The organism is Streptomyces malachitofuscus, from assembly GCF_055571035.1.
Map to the genome: position 1 here is coordinate 48,354 of NZ_JBVIGA010000036.1, position 21,428 is coordinate 69,781.

Below are 21,428 nucleotides of genomic sequence, written 5' to 3' on the forward strand. Positions count from 1 at the left end.
ATGAGAGGCTGCTCCTCACGCTGGCGGGACGGTTCCTCTTCCAGCAGTCATCCCGCAGCGTTGCCGATCTGCGCTCCGCACCCACCGGGGAGCGGCGTCGCGGCAACCACCTATGGCTGGGCCCAGTTAAACCTCATCGACCACTGGGGAGCCGACGACAGTCCCCTCCAGCGGCCAGCCGACGAGAGCACACAGAAGGCGAACCGCACGAACACGTGTGGGGCGGGCGCCTCAAGGCCCTTCGTGGCGCTTCCGGCCACCGTGCCCGACGACGCCTGCGACGAATACCCCTTCGCCGGGTCGTACCAGGGAGGCACGAACGGCGGCCTGTGCGCGGACGTCATTCCGCAGTTTGGAGAACGGCGTCTGGAAGTTCTACCAGGATCTCAACGCGCCTGCGGTCACCCTCAACGAACCGTGTATTCGCGGCCACGTTCCATCGACTCAGAACTCAGCGGCTGGTGGCAAGCTGGGCAGTAACAACCAAGGCTGACCGGATTCATAGGCTGTCCGGGCTGGCGGCCTGGGAAAGGCCACTGTGAGCTTCTGCTGCTGGCGTAGGGCAGGTGCTGGCGGGACTGGAGGTATGCCCGCATGAGGTCAGCGACGGGCTCTGGAAGCGGGGAGGGCGGGTCTCCCAGCCGGATGGTGACGGTGGCCCCGTCGTCGATGACGTCGTGGACAGTGAGGCGGACGATGCGGGTGACGGGTTGCGCGTAGAGGAGAACGAGCGCGGCGGCGACCCGGGCCCGCAGGGACAGGGAGTCGTCGTTGCGGGTCCGCCGGAGAATGGCGAGTCGGTGGTGCTGGTGCAGCGGCGCTTGGTCCTGGTTGATGACCTGGGTGGGTAGGGCGAGGCGGGGCATCCGGCTCGTCTTCATGTACCAGCGCAGGAACGTCTGGGCCGGGCGCCGGGTGGCCAGCTTCGCGGTGTGCCAGGCGTCGAGGTCGGCCTGCTGGCAGTGTTCGAGGGCGCGGCCTCGGTCGGCGAGCCAGACGAGGAGGGCGCCTGCCTGGGCGATCTCCTGTTTCGCCTGGCCGGTCTGGGAGCGTCCCAGAGGCCCCTTCTCGGCCTTGCTCCGCAGGCGCCGCATCTGGTGCCAGGTGGCGAAGTGCTGAAGAAGTCGACAGTGTTCGGGGTCCTCAATGACGGCGAGTCGTTCGGTCAGCCAGCGCTGATAGAGCATGAGCTGTCGGTCGACGCGCGGCAGGACGCCGCTGTCCATCAGCAGGTCACGCAGGTGGGCGACGGTTCGCCAGGGGGTTTCCTGGTGTAGTCCGTCGTGGGTGAGCGGGATGGTGCCTGTGGTCAGGCCCCGTAGGAGGCGGACGACGTTGGGGTCGCGGAGCCAGATCAGGCGACTCTTGGGCCGGTCCATCTTCAGCAGGGCGGTGACCAGTGGTTGCAGCGGAAGCGCGACGTGCCCGGTGCCGTCGTCGAGGAGGCGGGCGAGGGCGTCGGCGAGAGTGCAGCGTTCGCAGAGACGCCCGCCGAGTAGGAGCCCTTCGAAGCCGCAACGGTCGCAGAAGAAGTCGCGGGTGATGCCCGCGCAGTCGCGGCAGATTGAATTGTCGGCGGTGTTAGACCGGGTAGTAGCCGGTCGGTTCGGCAGTTGGGGCAGGAGCCGCGGACGCGCATCGCGCGGTCATAGCAGGTCCGGCAAATTGGGCCGTCCGACCATTCCGCCGACTTCGCCGCCCGACGGCCGCAGCGTGCACAGTTTCGGACATGCCAACGCTCGTACTCTTCCGGTGTCATCGCTCAGCTCTCGGGAGTCAGCCGGACCCGCGTGGGTCGGCGGGCGGCGAGGTTGATCGGTGCCTCTTCGCCGGCGGCGCGGCGGGCTGGGAGGTTCTGGGCCGAGGTGGCGATCAGGTCGGTGGGCGTGCAGTCGAGGATGTCGCAGAGGGTGGCCAGCACCGGCAGGGACAGCCGTTCCGGGGTGCCGGAGACCAGGCGGTGGACCTGGGAGGAGGACAGGGTGATGCCGCGTTCGGTCAGGTGCGGCATGAGCTCGGCGACGGTGAACATGCCGCGGGCGGCCATCAGCTCGCGCAGGCGCCACCGGTAGCTGATCTGGCATGGCATCAGGAGGTCCTTCCCGGCCGTAGAGCGGCCTCGATGGCGGCGTCCAGGACGCGACGCAGGGAGCGGGTGCGGAAGTCGGAGGAGACGCAGGTGTAGATCGCGGTAGTGGAAGCGTGGTCGTGGCCGACCTGCTGTTGGACGAACAGGGGGTCGTGGCCGTCCTCGATCAGGTGGGTGATGTAGGACCTGCGCAGCGAGTGGAACTCCAGCGCGGGGTCCAGGCCGGCGGCATCCCGGTAGGCGGCGAAGCGGGAGTCCAGCCGCTGGAGCCCGATTCGCGGGCCTCTCTCGGACGGCCAGAGGGCTCTGCTGGTCGAATGCCGCATCCCGGGCCGGACCTCGCTAATCCACTCCTCGATCGTGCCGGGTGTCCAGTGCCAGACGGTCAGCACGCTGCGACGCTTGGGCGGTGAGCCCTTCTTGGCCTTGCCGTAGCGGACCGCAGGGTGCCGTACTCACCGAACTCCCGGCCCTCCGGAGTGCGGCCGAAGTCGGTGAGATCCAGCATCCGGGTCTCGTTGCGTCGCAGGCCGTAGGCGTACGCAACCTTGAACAGGACGGCATCGCGGAAGGCCGGCAACCAGCCCTTGCGGCTCTTGCCGCGAACGCGCACCACCTCCTCGTCGGCATGGTCGAAGAACGCCTCCAGCTCGGGCCGGGTGAAGGCCCGTCGTTCCGGCTCGCCTTCGGCCTCGTCGGCGTGCGTTGCAGCGTTCCAGTCGTAGACCACCTGGACCGGGTGGGTGCCGAAGTGCCGCAGGCACTCGTCTGTCCAGCCGTAGGCCGGGTTGGTCAGGAAGTCGCAGAACTGGCGTACGGAGCCCTGGTAGTTGCGCAGGGTGGAGCGGACGCAGCCGTGCACGGCCCGCAGATCGGCCGACCACTCGTCGACGTGCTGCGGCGTCCACTGCCACGGCATCGCGTCGGCATGCCGGGTGAAGGCCCGGACCGTGCGTTCCTGGTCACCGACGTATCCCGGCGAGAGGTTCCGGGCGAGCTGTTGGTTGCGCCAGCCTTTGATCATCGCCTCGAAGACCTGCTCGTCCGGCCGCAGCAGCGGCAGCCCGTCGATCAGGTGCAGCCGAGCAGCCCCTGGAACAAGGCCGTCTCCACCCATCCGTCATCACTCTCCGTCTATCGCATCTGACGCGAGAATTTCGCATCAGATGCGACCGGGGGGCGTCTTCGCAGTTCAATCGCTCGATGGAGTGAGACTCGCAGGCGTCCGCCGAGGAGACCGCTACCGTGGTTCCGAGGTCAGCGTCCCTGGTGAGACCACTTCCATGCGGTCGTGGGCCAATCTCCAGGACGGGTGTCGCCTATTCGCATCCGATGCAATTGGCGTCGGTAAACATCGGTACAGCGGTTGGCGCTGAGACTGATCATGGTCCGGCTGTTGCAGCCTGAAGGGCGTTGACGCGGATCTCGTACTCGCGGCGGGCTTTGCGCTGGGCCGGGACGGTCGGGGTGCCCTGGCCGCCGTCGAGGAGCTGGCACCGGGCGAGGAGCCCTCGGCGCACGGCGGGGACGGCGCTGACGCGCAGGGCGTAGCCCTGGCCGCGCCGTCGTGGATGCGCAGGGCGAGGCGGCCGTGGGGCTGTACGACGGGGCGATCAGTTGGCGACGAGGTGAGCGAGGGGGGTGGGCGGTTCGGGGAGCGATGCGGTTTGGGTGCGCCAGAGGCGGGTGGTGGTTTCGGCGGTCCGGTGTGCCTGTCCGAGGTAGTTCTCCGGCTGGGTGGGAAGGCCGGGCAGGAGTGTGTCGAGGTGGTGTTCGGTCAGGACGTCGCGCAGTGTCAGCGTGAGGTGTGTGCCGGTGGTACGGGTACGGGTTGCGGCTTCGTGGACAAGGTCGTGGGCGCGTTCGCGGCCGACGGGTCCGGCCAGGGTGATCATGTGTGATTCCGCCATGACGAGGCCGCCGTCGCTGTCGAGATTGGCGCGCATGCGGCGGGCGTCGACCCGGAGCCCGCGCAGGAGGACGATCGTTTCTGTGAGGGCCGTCCCGGCGGTTACGGCGAGTTCGGGCAGGACGCGCCATTCGGTGTGCCATTCGCCGGCGGCGCGCTCATGGCCCGCTTCCTGGGCGCGGAGCAGTGCGGAGGTGAGGGCGCCGGCGGTGCCGCTCAGTCCGATGATGCTTTCAGAGGTGATCGGGTTGACTTTCTGCGGCATGGTCGAGGAGGCGCCGCGGTGGTCGCTGTAGGGCTCGAACACCTCGGCGATCTCGGTCCGGGAGAGGTCGACGATGTTGCGGGCCAGGCGCGCGCAGGTCGCGGTGAGCAAGGAGCACAGCCAGCCGAACTCGGCGACTCCGTCGCGGGCCACGTGCCAGGGGGTCGCGGTGTCGTGCAGGTCGAGCAGACGGGCCATGCCGCTTCTGACGGCTGCCGCGTGGGGACCGAATGCGGCTGCGGTGCCGCCGGCTCCGGACAGGGAGATCACGCCGATGCGCGGTGCGGCCTCGGCCAGGCGCTGCCGGTGGCGGGTGAACTGGGCCAGGAGGGTGGCCAGGGTGGCGCCGAACGTGGTGGGTACGGCCTGTTGGCCGTGGGTGCGGGCCGCCATCACGGTGGAGGCGTGCTCGGTGACACGGTCCGCGAGGACATCGCCGAGTTCGGCGATCCGGCGTTCGAGAGCGGCCAGGGAGCGGACCATCTGCAGGACGAGACCGGTGTCCATGATGTCCTGCGTGGTGGCGCCGTAGTGCACCCGACCGTCGGGTCCCGGCGGGAGCCGGCGGCTGATCTGCCGGACCAGGCCCAGGATGGGGTAGCCGACGGTGCGGGCAGTGCGCCACAGCTCTTCGCGGTCGATGTGGTGCAGCTGTGCCGCGTCGCGGATGGCGTCGGCCTCCGCGTGGGTGAGCACTCCGGTTTCGGCCTGGGCCCGGGCGAGAGCGCGTTCGGCGGCGAGCCAGCCGTTGAGGGCCGCGTCCTCGCAAAAGAGGGCACGCTGCTCGGGGTCCGCCGCGAGTCGGCTGGTCAGGGAGAAGGGTTCCGACGGCGGGACAGGCGGGTTCATGACCGGTCCTGGGGGGCGCGGGTACCGGCGTCGGCGGGAGTGTCGATGGCGACGTACTTCTGCTCCAGGTATTCGTCGATGCCGGAGTTGCCGCCCTCGCGGCCGGCACCTGAATGCTTGATGCCGCCGAAGGGTGCCCCGGGGTCGGAGACGTAGCCGCGGTTGAGGCCGAGCATGCCGCTCTCGATCTGTTCGCTCATCCGCAGTGCTCGGCCGAGATCGCGGGTGTAGAGGTAGGCGACCAGGCCGAACTCGGTGGCGTTGGCCAGCGCGAGTGCCTCGTCGTCGCTGGAGAAGGTCCGGATGGCGGCGACGGGGCCGAAGATCTCCTCGCGGCTGATGCGTGCGCCGTCGGGGATGTCGGTGAGCACGGTGGGCGGATAGAAGTAGCCGGGCAGGTCGGGAGTGCTGCCGCCGGTGTGCAGCCGCGCGCCGCCGGCGACGGTCTCCTCCACCAGCCGGGCGACACGGTCGCGCTGGGTGCGGTCGATCAGCGGGCCGAGGTCGGTACCGGGTTCCGTTCCGCTGCCGAGGGTCAGGCCGCGCATCCGGTCCACGAGACGCTCGGTGAATTCCCGCGTGACATCGGCGTGAACGAGGAAGCGGTTCGCCGCGATGCACGCTTCGCCGATGTTGCGCAGCTTCGCGGTCATGGCGCCGTCCACCGCCGCTTCCACATCGGCGTCGGCGCACACGATGAACGGGGCGTTGCCGCCCAGCTCCATCGAGGTGCGCAGTACGTTGGCGGATGCCTGGGCCAGCAGCAGCCGGCCGACCGCGGTGGAGCCGGTGAAGGAGATCTTGCGCAGCCGCGGATCCTTCATCAGTGTCTCGGCCACCGCGGCGGCGCCGGTGGTGGGAAGGAGGTTCAGGACGCCGGCGGGCAGGCCGGCCTCGATCAGGACTGTGGCCAGTGCGATGCTGGTGAGCGGGGTCTGCGGGGCGGGTTTGAGGACCATCGTGCAGCCGGCGGCCACTGCGGGGGCGATCTTGCGGGCAGGCATCGCCAGAGGCGCGTTCCAGGGCGTGATCAGCAGGCACGGTCCGACGGGCTGACGCATGACCAGAACCCGTGCCGTCGCGTCCTCGCTGACTTTCCAGGTCCCGTCGATGCGGACGGCTTCTTCGGCGAACCAGCGCAGATATCCGGCCGCGTAATCGACTTCCGCACGGGCCTCGGCGAGGGACTTGCCCATCTCCAGTGTGATGAGCCCCGCGAAGTCCTCACGGCGCTCCAGCAGCAGGTCGTGGGTGCGGCGCAGAATGCGGCTGCGTTGTCCCGGCGAGGTCGCGGCCCACTGCGACTGCGCTCCGGCAGCCGCGCCGAGGGCGTCGAGTGCGTCCGTGGTGCCGGCATCGGCGACCCGGGCCACCGGTTCGCCCGTCGCGGGGTTCTCCACGGGGAACGTGGCGCCGCCGGTCGCGGGCAGCCACCTTCCGCCGATCAGCAGCCCCCGCGGCAGTGCATCAACGTCAAAGGGGCGTGGCGTGTGGTCCGTCATGGTGGTTTCTCACCCGTCGTCGAAGGAGGGACGGCCAGTCGAAGGAGGGAAAGCAAGAGGTGCGGCCCGGGCCGCCGCTGCCTGGAGGGGTGTGCGGCGGCGGCCCGGGGCGAGGGGTCGGGTCAGCCCGCTGCCAGCGCGGCGTTGATCGCTTCGGCCATCGGGGCACTGGAAGCCGGGTTCTGGCCGGTGAAGAGGTTGGCGTCCCGGATGGTGAAGGCCTGGTAGGGGTCGCCCTGCTCGTGCCGGGCGCCCCTCTCGCGCAGACGGCTCGCCAGCAGCCACGGAGCGTTGTCGGCGGTGCCGAACAGGCGCTCCTCCTCGTCGGTGAACGCGGCCATCCGCCGACCGGCGAAGATCCACTTGCCCTGCTCGTCGACCGCGGACAGCAGTGCGGCCGGACCGTGGCAGACCGCGCCGACGATCTTGCCGGCGCGGTCGGCCTCGATCAGCAGTCGGCCCAGGTTCGCGTCCTGGAAGAGGTCGACCACGGGGCCGTGCCCGCCCGGCAGCACCACGGCGTCGTAGTCGGAGGCTGAGACCTCCTCCAGCTTCAGCAGCGGTCCGAAGTCGCTGAGCGCCTTCTGCGCGTGGGCCACGTGCCGGGCACAGTCCTCACCGGCGATCGCCGGGTCGGCGCTGTGCTGGTCCAGAGGCTGCAGCACACCCCCGGGGGAGGCGAAGTCGACGGTGTGGCCGGCGCGGACGAATGCCTCGTGCGGCGCGGCGAGTTCCTCCGCCCAGTAGCCCGTCGGGTACTTCGAGCCGTCGGTGCGCTCCCACACGTCGGTACCGGACATGACGATCAGAATGCGACTCATGACTGTTTCCTCGGCTTCTCGGTGTCAGCCGGTCACCTGTTGGACCGGGCTGTCGGATCGGCTGATCCGTCGGCCCTTCCACTGTCGGCCGCCCCGGCCGCCCGAAGGCGGCCATCATCGGCCCTGACCTTCCTGAGTCCGCTCTGCCTAGGACTGACAGTCCCTGTTGAGGCGACCGTGGCCGCGGCGATTCGGCCACACTGGATCCATGGCCACCTTGAACCGCGAACTCGCCGATTTCCTGCGCCGGGCCCGTGCCCAATGCGATCCAGCGCGCGCGGGACTGCCGCCGGACACCCGCGTACGCCGCGTACCCGGCCTGCGACGTGAGGAGGTGGCACGACTGGCCGGAGTCTCCGCCGACTACTACGCGCGCCTCGAACAGGGACGCCACATCACGCCCTCACCCGCAGTGGTCGAAGCACTGGCCCAGGCACTGGAACTCGACGCCGCCGGCCGTGCCCACCTCAACGACCTCATCGGCACCACCACTGCGGCGCCCCGACGCCGACGTCCGCCAACCGTCCAACGCCTGCGCTCCGGCCTCCACCAACTGCTGGACTCCATGGAGGGCACCCCCACCCTGGCCCTGGGACGCCGGGGAGACGTCCTCGGCATCAACAGGCTGGCCAAGGCGCTGTTCACCGACTTCGACGCCCTGCCGCCGGCTCAACGCAACTACACACGGTGGCTCCTCCTCCACCCGGAAGCCCGCACCCTCTTCGTCGACTGGGACATCCAAGCCCGCGCAGCCGTGGAAAACCTCCGCCTCGACGTCGGCCGTACCCCCGACGACCAATCCATCCAGGACCTCGTCATCGAGCTGAGGGAAAACAGCGCAGAGTTCGACCGCTGGTGGCAGCAGCACCGCGTCCACCAGCGCACCCACGGATCCAAGCGACTGCTCCACCCGCTCGTCGGCGAGCTGACCGTGCAGTACGAGACGTTCGCCCTCCCCGGAGACACTGAGACAGCTGTCTTCCTCTACAACACCGAAGCGGGCTCCCCATCCCGCCGTGCACTCGACCTCCTCACCTCCTGGACGCTCACGCCCACCGTCTCTCGCAGCGAGTCCTGAACCCCGCGAGCCTCGGTCACCCAGCGTTACGTCACTGGCATCTGAACGAGTGCTGTGACCTGCGCTCGCGCGCCGGCCGCGAGGCGGCTGACAAGGCGAGGCCCCGCACGTTCGTCACCGCCCTGGCCGGCTACTCCCAGTTTTGTCCGCCGTCGTCCTCGTCCAGCTCCGGCGCGTCCGGGTCGCACAGCGGGCGCAGGGCGCCGGATGCCGGGGTGGAGGCCGTGAAGCTTAGCGGCCGAACACGTTGAGGTTGGCGTGCTGGAGCGGGGAGACGCGGGCGACATCTTCGTCTGGGACACGAACTCCTTGCCCGGCACCTTCATCTGCCGGGCCACGAAGGAGACCGCCTCGTCCGGGAAGTCCACCCGACCCCGCGGGAACCGGCCGTGCCGGGTGTAGTACTTCAGCAGCAGCGCGAACCCTAGCCGCGTCCCGCCCCGCTTACCCGCCACAAGCTCCATCTCGTCATCGAGCACCGTCCAGTGCTCGACCAGCTCGTCCATCCCCACCGGCTGCCGACTCATGGCCGCAGATCGTGCCGGAGAGAGCCAGGTCACACTGCCCTCTCCATCAAAGATCCACATCTCGTTTGGGGCTTATGACACGTTCGTTAACGGCACCCGCTCTCGGGTCGTGGAGAGAGCAAGGCGTGAGGGACTCAGACAGCTTTGGGCACAGCGGGGCGGCGTTCAGGTCGCTGCCGGGCTCGTAGACCAGCGGGCAGTTGAAACGCTCGCCCGACGCGGCGTAGCGACGACAGTGAGGAGCTGAACCCGCCAGCCGAGACGCGGTCGAGGCGACGGCGAGCGCAGCCCTGACGTTCCACCAGCTTCCCGCTGCCAAGCCTCACACGCCTATGTGCGGGAATCAACCTGAACCGAACGGCCCTGCTGAACGTTCCAGCTACTGCGCGCCTGTTGCCGTCGCCTCTGCCCGATGGCAGTAGGTGACGGAGCGGCTCGGGTGCAGCGCTCGACGGCGCCACGTCGTCACGAGATTCCGCCCTCGAAGGATCATGCAACAGTGAACAGTAAATATGTAGCAGCCCTCTCTGTAAGTATCATTACAGTTTCCATGGTTACGGGTTGCGGAATCATTGGGAGTGATGAGAATCGCCTCACGTTGGGCACCACGGACCAGCTTGCATATAGTGCGGATTCCCCGTCCCCGCTAGACCCTGCGGCCGCCTACGATATCGGCGCATGGAACATCATGCGCAACGTTTTCCAGACTTTGCTGCGGCCGCCACCGATGGCCGGTGGTAGGCCTATGCCTGAGGCAGCGGAAGAGTGCCATTTCACTGGCGGAGAAGAAACTGAGTTCTCCTGCACACTCCGCGATGGTCTTCAATTCTCTGACGGTGCACCAGTCACGTCTGAGGACGTCAAGTATTCCATAGAGCGTGTGCTGCGAATCGAGTACTCCGGAGGCCCCTTTGGTCTGCTGGAAAATGTGTCGACGGTGGAAGCGCGTGATGACCGGCGCGTTGTATTTCACCTTAAGAGGCCCGATGCCACATTCCCCTATAAGCTGTCCACGCCCGTTGCCAGTATCGTAAGTGACAGACATTATCCGTCATCCGCGCTGCGCAAGGGTTTTGCGGTCGACGGAACGGGCCCGTACACCATGAAGGTGAATTCAGAGGGAAACCGTGGCAAGTCGGTGACGTTCGACAAGAACCCGAACTACAAGGGTTCGCTTTCCGTCCAGAATGCCGGAATTGACCTGCAACTTTTCAGCAGTTCCGAAGACATGAGCAAGGCTCTCAAGAATTCCAAGATCGATATGGTCACCCGCAGCTTCACCTCTACTCAAGTGCGCGATCTTAAGTGGCTGGATGACGACACCATTGAGCTTCACGAGTCACCCAGCCTTGAAATCCGATATCTCGTGCTAAATTCCAAGAACCCGACTGTTTCCAGGAAATCCATCCGACAGGCATTGGCGCAGTTGATCGATCGATCAAGTATAGTGCAGAATGTCTATCCCGATACGGGGAAGGAGCTGTACTCCATAATTCCGGCTTACATGTTCGGGCATGTGAACTCATTCTTCAATAAATATGGCGAGCCGGATGTCGAGAAGGCGAGGAAGTTGCTGTCCGACGATGGGGTGAAGACGCCGGTGCGTCTCACTCTGAACTACACGAGCGACCATTACGGCTCGATCACGAAAGAGGAGTTCAATGAAATAAAGCGTCAGCTCAACGCATCCGGATTGTTCGACGTCGACATTAAGGGTACTGAATGGTCGCGATTCGGGAACGAGCGATTGGGGAAAGACTATGCGGTTTACGGGATGGGGTGGTTCCCGGACTATTCGGATGCTGACGGATTTATCTCACCATTCCTTGGTAGGCGTAACGGCTTCGAGAATGAACCCAGCCCGCGAGTGCGCAATGTGTTGCTCCCCAGAGAACAGCGGGAAAGTAACCGGTCTGACGCTGTCGAAGATATAGAGGCCATCCAGGACTCAGTTGCCGATGACGTCTGGTTCATCCCTCTCTGGCAGGGAGTGCAATTCGTAGCGGCACAGGATTATGTCACGGGAGTGGAACGGGCCGTCAACAGTTCCTCGGAACTCCAACTGTGGGAGCTGCGACGGGGCCTTCCTTCCGGGTGAAGCGTCCAAAAGCTGCGCCGCGACGCTCGGTTGGGTGCAAGCGAGGCGGACAACCTGCTGTCGGCGGAGGCTGGGGCGGAGGTCATCAACAGACCCTATGCTTGCGCCGTGCAGCAGCCTGGGCCTGCAGCGATAACTGACGATGACCAGTTGGCACCGAGACTCCATCCCCAGCCCGGCCTCGGCATCCTCAACCATCACCGGCCCGCCCCGCGGCCTGCACGATGCTCAGCATCCGCTGGTAGCCGCCGGGTAGCGCGGACGCATCCGGCACCTCGGTGCGGTGCGGCACCTCCGGCACCGACCGGTCGGCGACCTGCACCGGCCGCGCCGCCCCGGCGCCAGTCTGCGCCTCCTGTTCGTACAACCGGCGACAGGACCCGATCGACGACCGCCAGTTTCTCGCGCTCGGTCTCCACCTCGGCCAGCTCCACGCGGCGAGCAGCGATCGTCTCCAACTCCAACACGAAGCCCCTACCGAACAGCCGTTACACGACTCCCGTGCGTAGGAGCACAGCACTGAGCAGCGACGACCACTACGTGCGAAGGTGGCGAAGCTTCAAGGCAGCCGCATGTCCATCAGGGGTGCGTACTGCTGGCCCGCGTAGCAGTCCGGGTCGTGCAAGTCGCCCTGGACGGCCGGGCGGGGGAGGGAGACCTTTACGGCCAGGGCCAGTGGGTGGGCGACCACCTGTACGTCTTCAGGGGCGGTGCCGTACAGCGAGGCGAAGAGGGCGGAGCTCAGGAAGCCGGTGGCCGTCAACGCGTCGTACGACGCTTCGTCATGGCACATGAAGTCGAAGGTCAGGGTGAAGGGCCCGGCGTTCTTCGAGCGGACCAGGGAGCAGTAGTCGAGCAAGGTGGCCATCGGGTGTCACACGTCCTCGGTCGTGGTGCGGAACAGCTCGGTCGGGGTGACGTCCGTGACGACGTGGTTGAGGGTGAAGCGGTAGAGGGGGCCGCGGTCGATCTCGGGGGGTGAGAACGGATACGCGAGGGTGGATACCAGTCCGTCGTATTCGGCGATGGGCAGGTGGCTGCTGGCGTGCGCCACGAAGGTGGCGATCGCGTGCGCAGTGGCCTGGTCGGGGGCCGTGACCGTGATCAGGACGCCCAGTTCGCGTGGGGTCAGGTCGTCCGGCTCGGTGCCTGCCAGCACCGCGCCGGCGCCGTAGAGGCGGTAATCGATGTCCACGTCCGCCGGGTCGACCTCGCCGGCGAACACCTCGCGGATCTTGGCGTCGAAGTGCTCCCTTGCCATCGGCAGCAGCTTCGGCAGGGCGTCTATGACCACGCGGTCGCGGACTCCGCCGATGACGACGGTCTGATAGCCGACGAGTTCGGCGCCCTCCAGCTTGTTGGTGTAGCCGTCGGCCGCGTCAAAGCGCGCGCCGCGCACCCGTACCGTTTGCCCGTCCACCGCCTCGTACGTGGCCGCGCTGGTGTCCAGGACACCGGAGGGTTCGACGATGCGGTACGGATCGGCGTTCTCGTACAGCGTGTGGGCCGCCACCGAGCGCGGCGTGAGTCGCGAGCCTGCCGCGAGAGTCATGACGTCGAAGTGGTCGTCGCGCAGAAATGCGAGCAGCCCGTTCGCGGACGGGGGTATCGCGCAGGCGGCCCCGCACTCGATGGTCTTCGCCAGATGCCAGGTCAGCCCCGGGTCCGCCCCGCGCAGCCCCGGCACGGCGGCGAAGAGCGCGGTGTCGCTGGCGCGGCCGGCGAGGACGACATCGCAGCCGTCGCGCAGCGCGTCCTGGATGGGTTCGGCGCCCATCATGGCGACGGTGGGGCCGTGTTCGAAGAGCTCGCGGTCGATCGTGGGAGCGTGCTGGAGCGGCTGCACGCGGCCCGCGTCGTACAGACGCTGCAGCCGGTTCGGCGGCTGGTCGGCGTAGATCAGCCCGAGCTTGAAGCGCAGCCCTTCCTCGGCAGCGATACGGCGCGCGATTCCGGCCACCCAGTCCACCCCGCTGTTGCGCCCGGACGTACCGCAGGAACCGATGATCAGCGGCGCACCCACTGCGGCACGTGCCGACAGCAGCAGCCGCAGATCGCGCGCGACAGCGTGCTCAGACAGCTTGGGGTTTCCGGAACCCAGCGCGGCAGGACCGGAGTCGGTGGACCCGGCGTCACACGCGATCACATGCGGCCGGGCGTCGACGCCGCGCTGAAATGCCTCGGCGTCGAAGCCGGCGCCCAGCACGCCGGTGGGGGCGAGGATGCGTAGCTCTTCCATAAGGTTCTTTCTCCTAAGGGATCACAGGACTACGGGAGGACACGGCTCACGGCACCGCCGGCTCCGTCGCCCGCCCCGTCGAGCGCCTCGCCAGCCGCGTGAAGACGGCGAAAGTCAGCGTTCCGAACACCGCCGCGTCAAGCAGCATGAACCGCCACCCGGTCACATCGACCACCACCCCGAGCAGTGCCGGCCCGGCCGCCATCGCGGAGGCCGACGCGGCGGTGTACAGACCGGTATACGTCCCCAGCACCCGGTTGTTCGGTGCCAGGTGCCACAGCGCCACCAGTGCGTTGACGGCGAACACGGCATAGCCGAGCGTGGCGACCGTCATCGACACCATCGTCATGGCCCGGTCCGGTACGGCAAAGCCGATCAGCAGCCCGGCGACGAACACCCCCACCCCATACCGGATCGCCTTCACCTGACCGAGGCGGCTCGACACGTACGCGATCGGAACGACCGCGACCAGGAACGCGATCGCACCCGGCAGCGCAAGCCCGCCCGACTCCCCCCGGGTCAGGCCGAGCACCTCCATCCCGTACGGCGTGGTCAGCGAGCGCAGCGCGTTCCACATGCCGGCGAAGCAGAAGATGCCGAGCATCAGCAGCAGCCGGGTGCGGGACGGGTCCCGGATCAGCTCCTTGACGACATCCCACGGGGAGCCGAAGTCCTGCTCGTCCTCAGTCGTTTGGTGCAGGACCCGCTGCGTGTGCCGCCGCCCCAGCCCCGCCCAAGCCGCCGCGAACAGCAGCAGCATCAGCAGCGGCGGAATCGTGAAGGCGAGGGTGACGCTGCGGTCGACCACCAGCAGGCTGATCAGCGAGGAGACGATTACGGTGAGGCTGACGCCGGCCATGACGAACCCCTGGGCCTTGCCGTGTTCGGCGGGCGCGACGTAATCGGAGACCAGGGTCTCGGTGGTGCCTTTGAAGCCGTTGGCTATCAGCGCGAAAGCGGCGATGCAGGCTATGAGCGCGGGGAGACTGTCCACCCAGGGGATCAGGGCGAACGGTACGGCGCACAGCACGGCGCCGACGCCGATGACGGGCCACCGCCCGCGCTTGGTGCGCGCGCGCCGGTCGGCGTGGAAGCCCATCCAGGGCTGGACGAGGACGCCGAAGACGTTGTCCAGCCCCATCAGCAGGCCGATGAGGCCGGCCGAGGAAATGTGATCCCGTAGCTGGGCGGGGACTTGGGCGTCGTAGAAATTCCACACCGACTCCTGGGCGAAGACGGCGAGGACGACGCAGAGAACGACACTGTGGTTCAGCCGCGCCCGGGGCGGTGCGGCTGCGGTGCCCGATGTCACGGCGGCTCCCATGCTTGTGTGCTGCGGTGCCCTTCGGTCTTGCGGCGACGCAGGAATGCTATAGCAAATAGGCTATGTGGTATAGTCAGTGCCGGATCAACAGATGTGCTGGAGCAGGAGGGGCTGCCCGTGACGGCGGAGCCGCAACTGGAGGCGTTGGAACGGCCGGAATCGCTCGCCGACCGCGCATATCGCGCGCTGCGTGAGCAGATCGCGACCGGAGGACTGCCTCCCGGCGAGAAGGTGACCGAGCGCGGACTGGCGCTGCGCCTGGGGATCAGCGCCACACCTGTACGCGAGGCGCTGCGCCGGCTGGAGCAGGAGCGGCTGGTCGAGCGGGTGTCCACGCGACACATGCGGGTCTCGGCGTATTCGGAGGAGGCGCTCAAGGAGCTGATGTACACCGAGGCGGTGATTCGTGCGGCCGCCGCCCGTATCGCCACGGCGAAGATCAGCGACGCGACACTCGACACCATGGAAGCGCTGGTCGACGAGCTTGCCCGGGATCCCGGGGGTACCGACCCCGCGGAGCAGCTGGCGCTGGCGCGTCGCTTCGACGACCTGCTCCTGGAGGCGGCTGGCAACTCGGTGATCGCGAGCGTGGTCGACACGGTGTCGGTGTTCGGGTGGGCGGCCCGGCTCCGGGCCGTGCGCGCGATGCACGACGACAAGCCGGAGGTCGGGCTGAGCCGGCTGCGCGGCCACCGTGAACTGCTCGATGCCCTGCGCGCCCGGGACGCCGACCAGGTGGAGACGCTGGCCCGGCGCCAGATCGTCGACGCCGCCGACTACTTCCAGGCGCACGGCGAATGACGGCCGACGACCGATAGGAAACCTGCCATGACGGAGCAGACAAGCCGCAGGCTCGCCCGGGCCGGTGCCGTCGACCCCGCAGCGGTCGCAGCCTTCGTCCGTGCCGCCCGCGACGTCGGCAACGAACTGCACAGCCTGCTGCTGTACCGCGACGGCGCGGTCGCCGCCGAACACTTCTGGTGGCCGTACCGGCCCGAACTCCCGCATTCGCTGCACTCGGTGACCAAGGCGTTCACCGCCACCGCCGTCGGCCTCGCGGTCGGCGAGGGGCGCCTGGCTGTCACCGACCGGGTGGTCGACCTCATCGCCGACCGCATCCCGCCGGACCCGGGTGAGAATCTGGCCGCGATGACCGTCGAGGATCTGCTCACCCAAACCAGCGGGCACGGCTTCGGCGTATCCGGCGTCGCGTGGCGCGGGCTGAAGACCAGCTGGGTCGACGAAGTCCTGCGCCTGCCGGTGGAGCACCGGCCCGGCACCCACTTTGCATACTCCAGCGCCACCAGCCTCCTGCTGTCCGCCATCGTCACAGCGGTCACCGGCGACACCCTCGCCGATTACCTTCGCCCACGGCTGTTCGAACCCCTCGGGATGTGGGCCGGCCTCCGCTGGGACACCACCCCCGACGGGATCAACACCGGCGGCAACGGACTCTCAGCCACCACCGAGGACCTGCTCAAACTAGCTGTCCTGCACCTGCAGCACGGCCGCTGGTCCGACCGGCAGCTCCTTGACCCTGGCTGGATCGACGCCGCCACCGCGGACAGCCGTGGCAACGGCTACGGCTACCACTGGTGGCTGGCGCCGAAGCAGCGCGCCTATATCGCCTACGGTGCGTTCGGCCAGTATGCGTTCATTTTCCCGGACCAGCAGGTCGCTCTGGCCGTCACCGGCTCCGCCGCGTCCATCGTCGGAGACCACCTGCCCGACGTCGTGTTCGAGCACCTGCCGGCCCTGACCGGCGACGGCCGCGACGGCGAACCGGCCATCGGGCGGCACGAGCTGCTGCCGCCGCCGGTCGGCGGCCACTCCGCCATCGAGGCCGCGGTGTCGGGACGGCAGTTCACCATGGCAGCCAACGACGACGACGTACGGGCGGTGTCGGCAGACTTCACCGGCGACCGGTGCCTGTTCACCCTCGTCGACTCCCACGGCGAACACCGCATCGAGGCCGGCCTCGACCGCTGGATCGAATCCTCGACCTCCATGCCCGGCGCCGCCCTGCACCACGGCTACGAGCCGACCAGCCAGCGCGTCGTTGCCGCCGGCACCTGGAGCTCACCCACCACCTTCACCATGACCTGGCAGTTCATCGAAACCCCGTTCCGCGACACCGTCACCCTGGACTTCACCGCGGACACCGTGCGCCTGGACCGCAGCGTCAACGTCAACTCCGGCCCCACGACACGACCCACCCTTAACGGGCAGGCCGCGTAATCCTGTAACTCAGCATGGCCGGACCGCCGAACAGGCCCGATCCGCTCAGGCTTCCCTCCGCAGTGCCGCACGACACGCCCTCGCGAGTGTCTGGCCCATGCCTCCCGGCGGGCGGTTTCCGAAGTGAGAGCAGATCGCCCATGTCGTTGACGACGACTTGGACGAGGACGACACCGACGTGGTCCCGCGTGCCGTGCGTATCCCGAACGACGCACGCCTGGCTGATCTGGCTGGTTCTCTCATCCGGGTAGAGGTACTAGGGAGTTCCACGTGCACGACCGGCAGGCCGTGTTGAAGGCAGCCAGGAGCGCGGGCTGGGAGCCCCAGCCGAACGACGACCTCGACGGCGACGGCCCTCAGGACGTCGTCGGGGCCGTCATGTGGCTTGGGGAGTCCGACAGCGAGATCGATGCCGCGGACACGATCATGGATACCTCCCAGGGCCTGAGGCTGCGCTCCGAGGGGGCATGAGGCGGTTATATCTGCCGCGTGAGTGGACGGATGCGCCGGAGCGGTGCCGCAGGGCAGCAGTGCCAGATGGTGGGCCCGTGAGCACGAAGCGGAAGAAGGTCACCCAGCAGATCATGGGCAAGGTCACGCGCAATCACCGCCGCCAGGAGGCTGTAGCGACGCGCGGCTCGCACACCGCGGTCACGCGCCGTGGCTGAGGGGCCGGGCCGAGATGCGGTCACCCTTCCGGGTGCTCTCGCATGCGCCCATGGGACGGCACCTGGTAGCCGGAGGGCAGACAACGTCCGACAAGGCACCGCTGCCGGACCAGCACATCCCGCAGAGTCCGTCGGCGGTTCAGGTGTTCGGAATCTGCGGCCGGACTGGGAGCTCGACTGCTCGGCATGAGCCGCAAGCCGGCTCCCACGATGCGGCTCGTAGCCTCGAACTGGCTACAACGGGATCTGGCTTCAGTTAGGTTCTGGGCTTTCCGCGGCGGCTTCGCGGGTTGGGTAGAGGTCGTCCGCAGGTGGTGCATGGACCGGCAAAGCACCTCAGCAGGTCCTCGAGGAGGTCGAGGACCTGGTAGAGGGTCAGGCCGGTCTGCGGACTTTTGCGTCGAGCCGATAGTTTCCGGTCCCGAGACCGACATGAATCCGTCGATGTCTCGCTGTAGCGATGACAGGGCGTTCTTTAGCGGCCTGGGTGGTTCCCGGCCCATACCGTGGGGGTTCGACCTGACCACGGACTTGCCTGTTCGAGTTGCCCGGCGAGGCGAAAGAGTTGGCTACCGAGGCCGTATCCGGCGGCGAACTGCATACCGACCGGGAGCCCCGTCCCGGCGTCGGCCGTCACGGGTACGGACATGGCGGGCGTGCCGGCCACGTTGAACGGCATGGTGAATGGCGACAGGTCATTGATGCGCTCGATCCAGCCGAGACCGTCCAGTGTCTCCGTTCCCCCGGTATGGGTGCCCAGAAGCAGGGGAGGCTCCGGCAGGGTCGGCGTGAGGAGGATGTCGTACTCGTCGAAGTACCGCGCCAGGCTTCGGGCCACCCGGTTCCGCATCGCGAGAGCGCTGAGGAACTGCGTGCCACCGACCCGCTGACCGTAGTGGTAGCCGGCAAGGGTCGCCGGCTCAAGGGTCGATGAGTCGATGGGACGGCTGAAGGCGCCGGCGCCGGCCAGGCCGTCGACCAGCGTGGGAGATCGCAGAGGCCCACCGCCACTCCGAACGTGGACGCGTCCGAGGAAGGATCGTGATCCTCGTTCAGTGCCGGATTGGGCGGTGATGTGTGCAGCCTGGTCGAGGAGTTACGCCGGGGCAGATACACGACTGAGCGGTTGCCGTAGCGCGCCTGGTACGCGGGTGAGAACGGTCGGAGGCCCGCTGAGTTCAAAATCGGGCCGGACGGAACGGCTCGGTGCTGTTCCTCCGTACATGCCCGCCCGAGCACGTGCCCGGCGGTGGACGAAGGGGAGCCGCACATGCGTAAGTGGATGGGCCGAAGGGCGGCAGCCGTCCTGACGGCGGGGGGCGCGGTGACCGCGAGCCTGACCACCGCCCTACCGGCGCAGGCCATCATCGGGGGCACCGAGTCCAGCCAGCGGTATTCGTTCATGGTCTCGCTCCAGTACGACGCTCCCCGCCCGGACGGGCACCGGTGCGGGGCGGTTCTCATCGCGCCGCAGTGGGCGGTGACCGCGGGGCACTGCGCCAACACCCCGACCGGCGCAAAGGCAGGCGTTCCCCGCGGCTGGAGGGTCCGCGTCGGGTCGCTGGACACCACCAGCGGTGGCGAAGTCGTCGAGGTCGACCGGTTCTACCGGCGCCACAACAAGTACGATCCCCCCGGCGAGGACATAGCAGTGCTGCACCTGCGCAACCCGGTGCGGGCCAAGCCCGTGCGGCTGGCCGAGACCACGCCCGCCCCCGGCACACCCGTCCGCATCCTCGGCTGGGGCCAGGCTTCGGAGGCCTGCGGTGACTTCGACGACCCTCAGTGCTTCCCCGGCAAACTGAGGGAAGCCGACACCGAAATCGTGCCGCTCGAGAAGTGCTGGGATGATGTCGGCGACACCTTGCCGTTGTGCGTCGGTCGCGCCCATCCTCCTGTCGGGCCGGGGGTGACGGACTCCGGGGGACCAGCCCTAGTTCGTGCGGGCGACGAGTGGGCACTGGCCGGCACGGTCATCGGTCCCGGCACTAGGGGTGCCGACTTCCCCAACATGTACACCGATGTTACGAAGAACGCCGACTGGATCAACGGCATCCTGACCGGCACCAAGGTGCCGCCGTTCGACCCCATTCCGAACGTGGAAGGCTCGGCCACGGTGGGCTACTGCCTGGGGTCGGTGGTGCGCACGGCCGCGTCGCGCCCCACCGACCCGGCGTTGGCGCTGACCAATGGCCACTGCGTGCCGAGCGGGCGGCCCGCGCCGGGGACGGCGGTGGTGGACCGGCCCGCCGATCTGGAAGGCCCAGTCACCGTCAACGACCGCGCCGGCTACGTCCAGACCACCGCCCGCGCGACCCGGCTGGTGTATGCAACGATGACGGGCACCGACATCGCGCTGTACCGGCTGGACAAGACCTACGCCCAGTTGGCCGCGGAGGGCGCGAAGGTCTTCCGGTTGTCCACCACCCCGATGCGCAAGGGTGACCGGCTGCTCATGGCCCACAATGTCAGCCGCCCGCTATGCACGGTGGAAGCCGTGGTGCCGCACCTGCGGGAGGGCGGATACCAGCAGGACGGCGCGGTGCGCTACGCCCCCAGCGACACTTGCGCCAGCAGGCCCGGTTACTCCGGCACGGCGCTGCTAGCGTCCGATGAAAACACGGTTGTAGGCATAAACAACACTCACAACCGCGACGGCGAGCAGTGCACCGACAACAACCCGTGCGAGGTCGGCCGGGACGGAGCCGTGACCGCGATGAAGGGTCGAAGCTACGGCCAGCAGGTCCACATGATCGCCGCCTGTCTGACCAAGGGCTCACGGGTGGCCCTGTCCCGCCCCGGATGCGCGTTGACCGGTGCCACACCTTCGCCGTCCGCCAACACGTCTGGCGTAGGGCAGCCGTCCTAAAAGGTCCCTGAACGCGGGTGCCCCGTCCGCTGACCCTCTCATCTCGAGTGCGGTCGCCAGGACGGGGCCTCTTCGGGTCAGCGCCTCGGGGCTCATCGTGCGGAGGGTGCGTCGTGGCGTTCTTGTGGGTCGTGATCTGGCCGCCGATGTGCGGCGGCCAGGCGTCTGCCCAGGGCGGTCGGACCAGCGGTGTACAGCAGCAGGTCGCCGCCGAACCGGCCGCATAGTCGCCCATTGTGCTCGATGGTGGCGGCGATCCAGGCAAGCGTCTCCTTCGGCAGGTCGGTGGCGCCGCTCTCCTCCGCGAGTGCTTCGTCGCATGTTGTGCCAGCGCGGTCGTCAGGCTGCGCTGCACCGGTCTCCGCGGGCACGGGCGACACATCCAGGCATGCCTGTAGGGGTACGTGGTGCCCTTCGCATTCGAGTGGGTCCCCAGCGCGTGGGTGACCAGGCCGCCAAACGACCAGCCAAACAGCCGGTACGGTGCGCTCGACCTGACCGTTGGGATGTGGCGCGGGTAGCGTGCCGTCAACAGTTCAACGGTCTGCGGCGGGGCGACATCGCTGCTCAGGCCGGGCGGTGAAGGTCGGCAATCTCAGGTCGCCGTGCTTACCGTCCCATAAGTGCAAGCATGCATTGCACGTGCTCAGCCGAACACCCCGAACGGTCGCAGGTGTTCTGGTCCACCGCGTTCCTGCCGCGTCCCGCGCCATCGGGTCGTGTCCGTGTCCGGGTACGTGGGACGGATTCCCTCGCTCTCTCGGTTACCGGATCGGGCCTGGGCGGTCCGATGCCTCGCACCACTCGATCTGGTGGTGTGGGTGGGGTGTCGTCCGTTGTCGGCGACGGCTGAAAAGTGGTTCTGGATCACTTTCAGTGCTGGAGCCACGGAGGGTCACCACAACCGCGATCATGAACGGCTGTGGCTGATGTACTCCTCCAGGACCTGTGG

At 67.9% G+C, this 21,428-nt stretch carries 19 protein-coding genes and 2 pseudogenes; 7 read left to right on the plus strand and 14 right to left on the minus strand.

From position 1 onward, the window contains the following. Positions 1-480: a NucA/NucB deoxyribonuclease domain-containing protein gene (locus ACZ44S_RS35850; protein WP_466936974.1), complete on the plus strand. Its 480-nt coding sequence runs from the start codon at positions 1-3 to the stop codon at positions 478-480. On the opposite strand, the gene ACZ44S_RS35855 is transcribed toward ACZ44S_RS35850, so the two are convergent. From ACZ44S_RS35855 to ACZ44S_RS35885, 7 genes are all read right to left on the minus strand, one after another. Next, entirely contained in the window at positions 408-1,379 is a 972-nt protein-coding gene (locus ACZ44S_RS35855; RefSeq protein WP_466936976.1) for a hypothetical protein, read from the minus strand. The two genes, ACZ44S_RS35850 and ACZ44S_RS35855, sit on opposite strands and share 73 nt — an antisense overlap. Before the next feature lie 383 nt (positions 1,380-1,762). Further along, the gene (locus ACZ44S_RS35860; RefSeq protein ID WP_466936978.1) at positions 1,763-2,089 is read right to left on the minus strand and encodes a helix-turn-helix domain-containing protein; all 327 of its coding nucleotides are present in this window, start codon (positions 2,087-2,089) and stop codon (positions 1,763-1,765) included. Next, positions 2,089-2,481, minus strand: coding sequence for a tyrosine-type recombinase/integrase (locus tag ACZ44S_RS35865; RefSeq protein ID WP_466936980.1), 393 nt, complete (start codon positions 2,479-2,481; stop codon positions 2,089-2,091). Before ACZ44S_RS35865 ends, ACZ44S_RS35860 begins: the two co-directional genes overlap by 1 nt. Beyond that, a complete protein-coding gene (locus ACZ44S_RS35870) occupies positions 2,475-3,206 on the minus strand; it encodes a hypothetical protein (protein WP_466936982.1) in 732 nt (243 codons plus the stop codon). Before ACZ44S_RS35870 ends, ACZ44S_RS35865 begins: the two co-directional genes overlap by 7 nt. Positions 3,207-3,702: 496 nt before the next feature. Then, positions 3,703-5,112, minus strand: coding sequence for a lyase family protein (locus ACZ44S_RS35875; RefSeq protein WP_466936984.1), 1,410 nt, complete (start codon positions 5,110-5,112; stop codon positions 3,703-3,705). Then, positions 5,109-6,614 carry an NAD-dependent succinate-semialdehyde dehydrogenase gene (locus ACZ44S_RS35880; protein ID WP_466936986.1) on the minus strand — a complete coding sequence of 502 codons (1,506 nt, stop codon included), beginning with the start codon at positions 6,612-6,614 and terminating at the stop codon, positions 5,109-5,111. Before ACZ44S_RS35880 ends, ACZ44S_RS35875 begins: the two co-directional genes overlap by 4 nt. Positions 6,615-6,736: 122 nt before the next feature. Further along, complete coding sequence (locus tag ACZ44S_RS35885; protein WP_466936988.1) at positions 6,737-7,435, minus strand: type 1 glutamine amidotransferase domain-containing protein; 699 nt, start codon at positions 7,433-7,435, stop codon at positions 6,737-6,739. 208 nt (positions 7,436-7,643) lie between these two features. Here ACZ44S_RS35885 and ACZ44S_RS35890 point away from each other — a divergent pair, with 208 nt between their 5' ends. Next, positions 7,644-8,513 (plus strand): helix-turn-helix transcriptional regulator, encoded by an 870-nt coding sequence (locus ACZ44S_RS35890; RefSeq protein ID WP_466936990.1) that lies wholly within the window; start codon positions 7,644-7,646, stop codon positions 8,511-8,513. A gap of 353 nt (positions 8,514-8,866) precedes the next feature. Here ACZ44S_RS35890 and ACZ44S_RS35895 read toward each other — a convergent pair. Further along, positions 8,867-9,100 (minus strand): annotated as a pseudogene (locus ACZ44S_RS35895) (DUF4158 domain-containing protein); the annotation flags it as partial. A gap of 379 nt (positions 9,101-9,479) precedes the next feature. On the opposite strand from ACZ44S_RS35895, the gene ACZ44S_RS35900 reads away from it, so the two are divergent. Then, positions 9,480-11,138 (plus strand): ABC transporter substrate-binding protein, encoded by a 1,659-nt coding sequence (locus ACZ44S_RS35900; RefSeq protein WP_466936992.1) that lies wholly within the window; start codon positions 9,480-9,482, stop codon positions 11,136-11,138. A gap of 190 nt (positions 11,139-11,328) precedes the next feature. Here ACZ44S_RS35900 and ACZ44S_RS35905 read toward each other — a convergent pair whose 3' ends face one another. The 4 genes from ACZ44S_RS35905 to ACZ44S_RS35920 form a co-directional block, all read right to left on the minus strand. After that, on the minus strand, positions 11,329-11,505 hold the full coding sequence (locus tag ACZ44S_RS35905) for a hypothetical protein (protein ID WP_466936994.1): 177 nt from the start codon (positions 11,503-11,505) through the stop codon (positions 11,329-11,331). Positions 11,506-11,697: 192 nt separating this feature from the next. Further along, positions 11,698-12,006 (minus strand): DUF4387 domain-containing protein, encoded by a 309-nt coding sequence (locus ACZ44S_RS35910; RefSeq protein ID WP_466936996.1) that lies wholly within the window; start codon positions 12,004-12,006, stop codon positions 11,698-11,700. A gap of 6 nt (positions 12,007-12,012) precedes the next feature. Beyond that, entirely contained in the window at positions 12,013-13,377 is a 1,365-nt protein-coding gene (locus tag ACZ44S_RS35915; RefSeq protein WP_466936998.1) for an acyclic terpene utilization AtuA family protein, read from the minus strand. A 46-nt stretch (positions 13,378-13,423) separates the two neighbouring features. Beyond that, positions 13,424-14,689, minus strand: coding sequence for an MFS transporter (locus ACZ44S_RS35920; RefSeq protein WP_466937000.1), 1,266 nt, complete (start codon positions 14,687-14,689; stop codon positions 13,424-13,426). 105 nt (positions 14,690-14,794) lie between these two features. Between ACZ44S_RS35920 and ACZ44S_RS35925 the strand changes: the two genes are divergently transcribed. The 3 genes from ACZ44S_RS35925 to ACZ44S_RS35935 all read left to right on the plus strand — a co-directional run bounded on the left by ACZ44S_RS35925 (position 14,795) and on the right by ACZ44S_RS35935 (position 17,410). Then, on the plus strand, positions 14,795-15,502 hold the full coding sequence (locus ACZ44S_RS35925) for a GntR family transcriptional regulator (protein ID WP_466937002.1): 708 nt from the start codon (positions 14,795-14,797) through the stop codon (positions 15,500-15,502). A 27-nt stretch (positions 15,503-15,529) separates the two neighbouring features. Then, positions 15,530-16,939: a serine hydrolase domain-containing protein gene (locus ACZ44S_RS35930; protein WP_466937004.1), complete on the plus strand. Its 1,410-nt coding sequence runs from the start codon at positions 15,530-15,532 to the stop codon at positions 16,937-16,939. 270 nt (positions 16,940-17,209) lie between these two features. Continuing rightward, a complete protein-coding gene (locus ACZ44S_RS35935; protein ID WP_466937006.1) occupies positions 17,210-17,410 on the plus strand; it encodes a hypothetical protein in 201 nt (66 codons plus the stop codon). 672 nt (positions 17,411-18,082) lie between these two features. On the opposite strand, the pseudogene ACZ44S_RS35940 reads toward ACZ44S_RS35935, so the two are convergent. Beyond that, positions 18,083-18,568 (minus strand): annotated as a pseudogene (locus ACZ44S_RS35940) (amidase family protein); the annotation flags it as partial. A gap of 309 nt (positions 18,569-18,877) precedes the next feature. On the opposite strand from ACZ44S_RS35940, the gene ACZ44S_RS35945 reads away from it, so the two are divergent. After that, on the plus strand, positions 18,878-20,476 hold the full coding sequence (locus ACZ44S_RS35945; protein ID WP_466937008.1) for a S1 family peptidase: 1,599 nt from the start codon (positions 18,878-18,880) through the stop codon (positions 20,474-20,476). 92 nt (positions 20,477-20,568) lie between these two features. Here ACZ44S_RS35945 and ACZ44S_RS35950 read toward each other — a convergent pair whose 3' ends face one another. Beyond that, a complete protein-coding gene (locus ACZ44S_RS35950; protein WP_466937010.1) occupies positions 20,569-20,847 on the minus strand; it encodes a hypothetical protein in 279 nt (92 codons plus the stop codon). Positions 20,848-21,428: the final 581 nt, after the last annotated feature.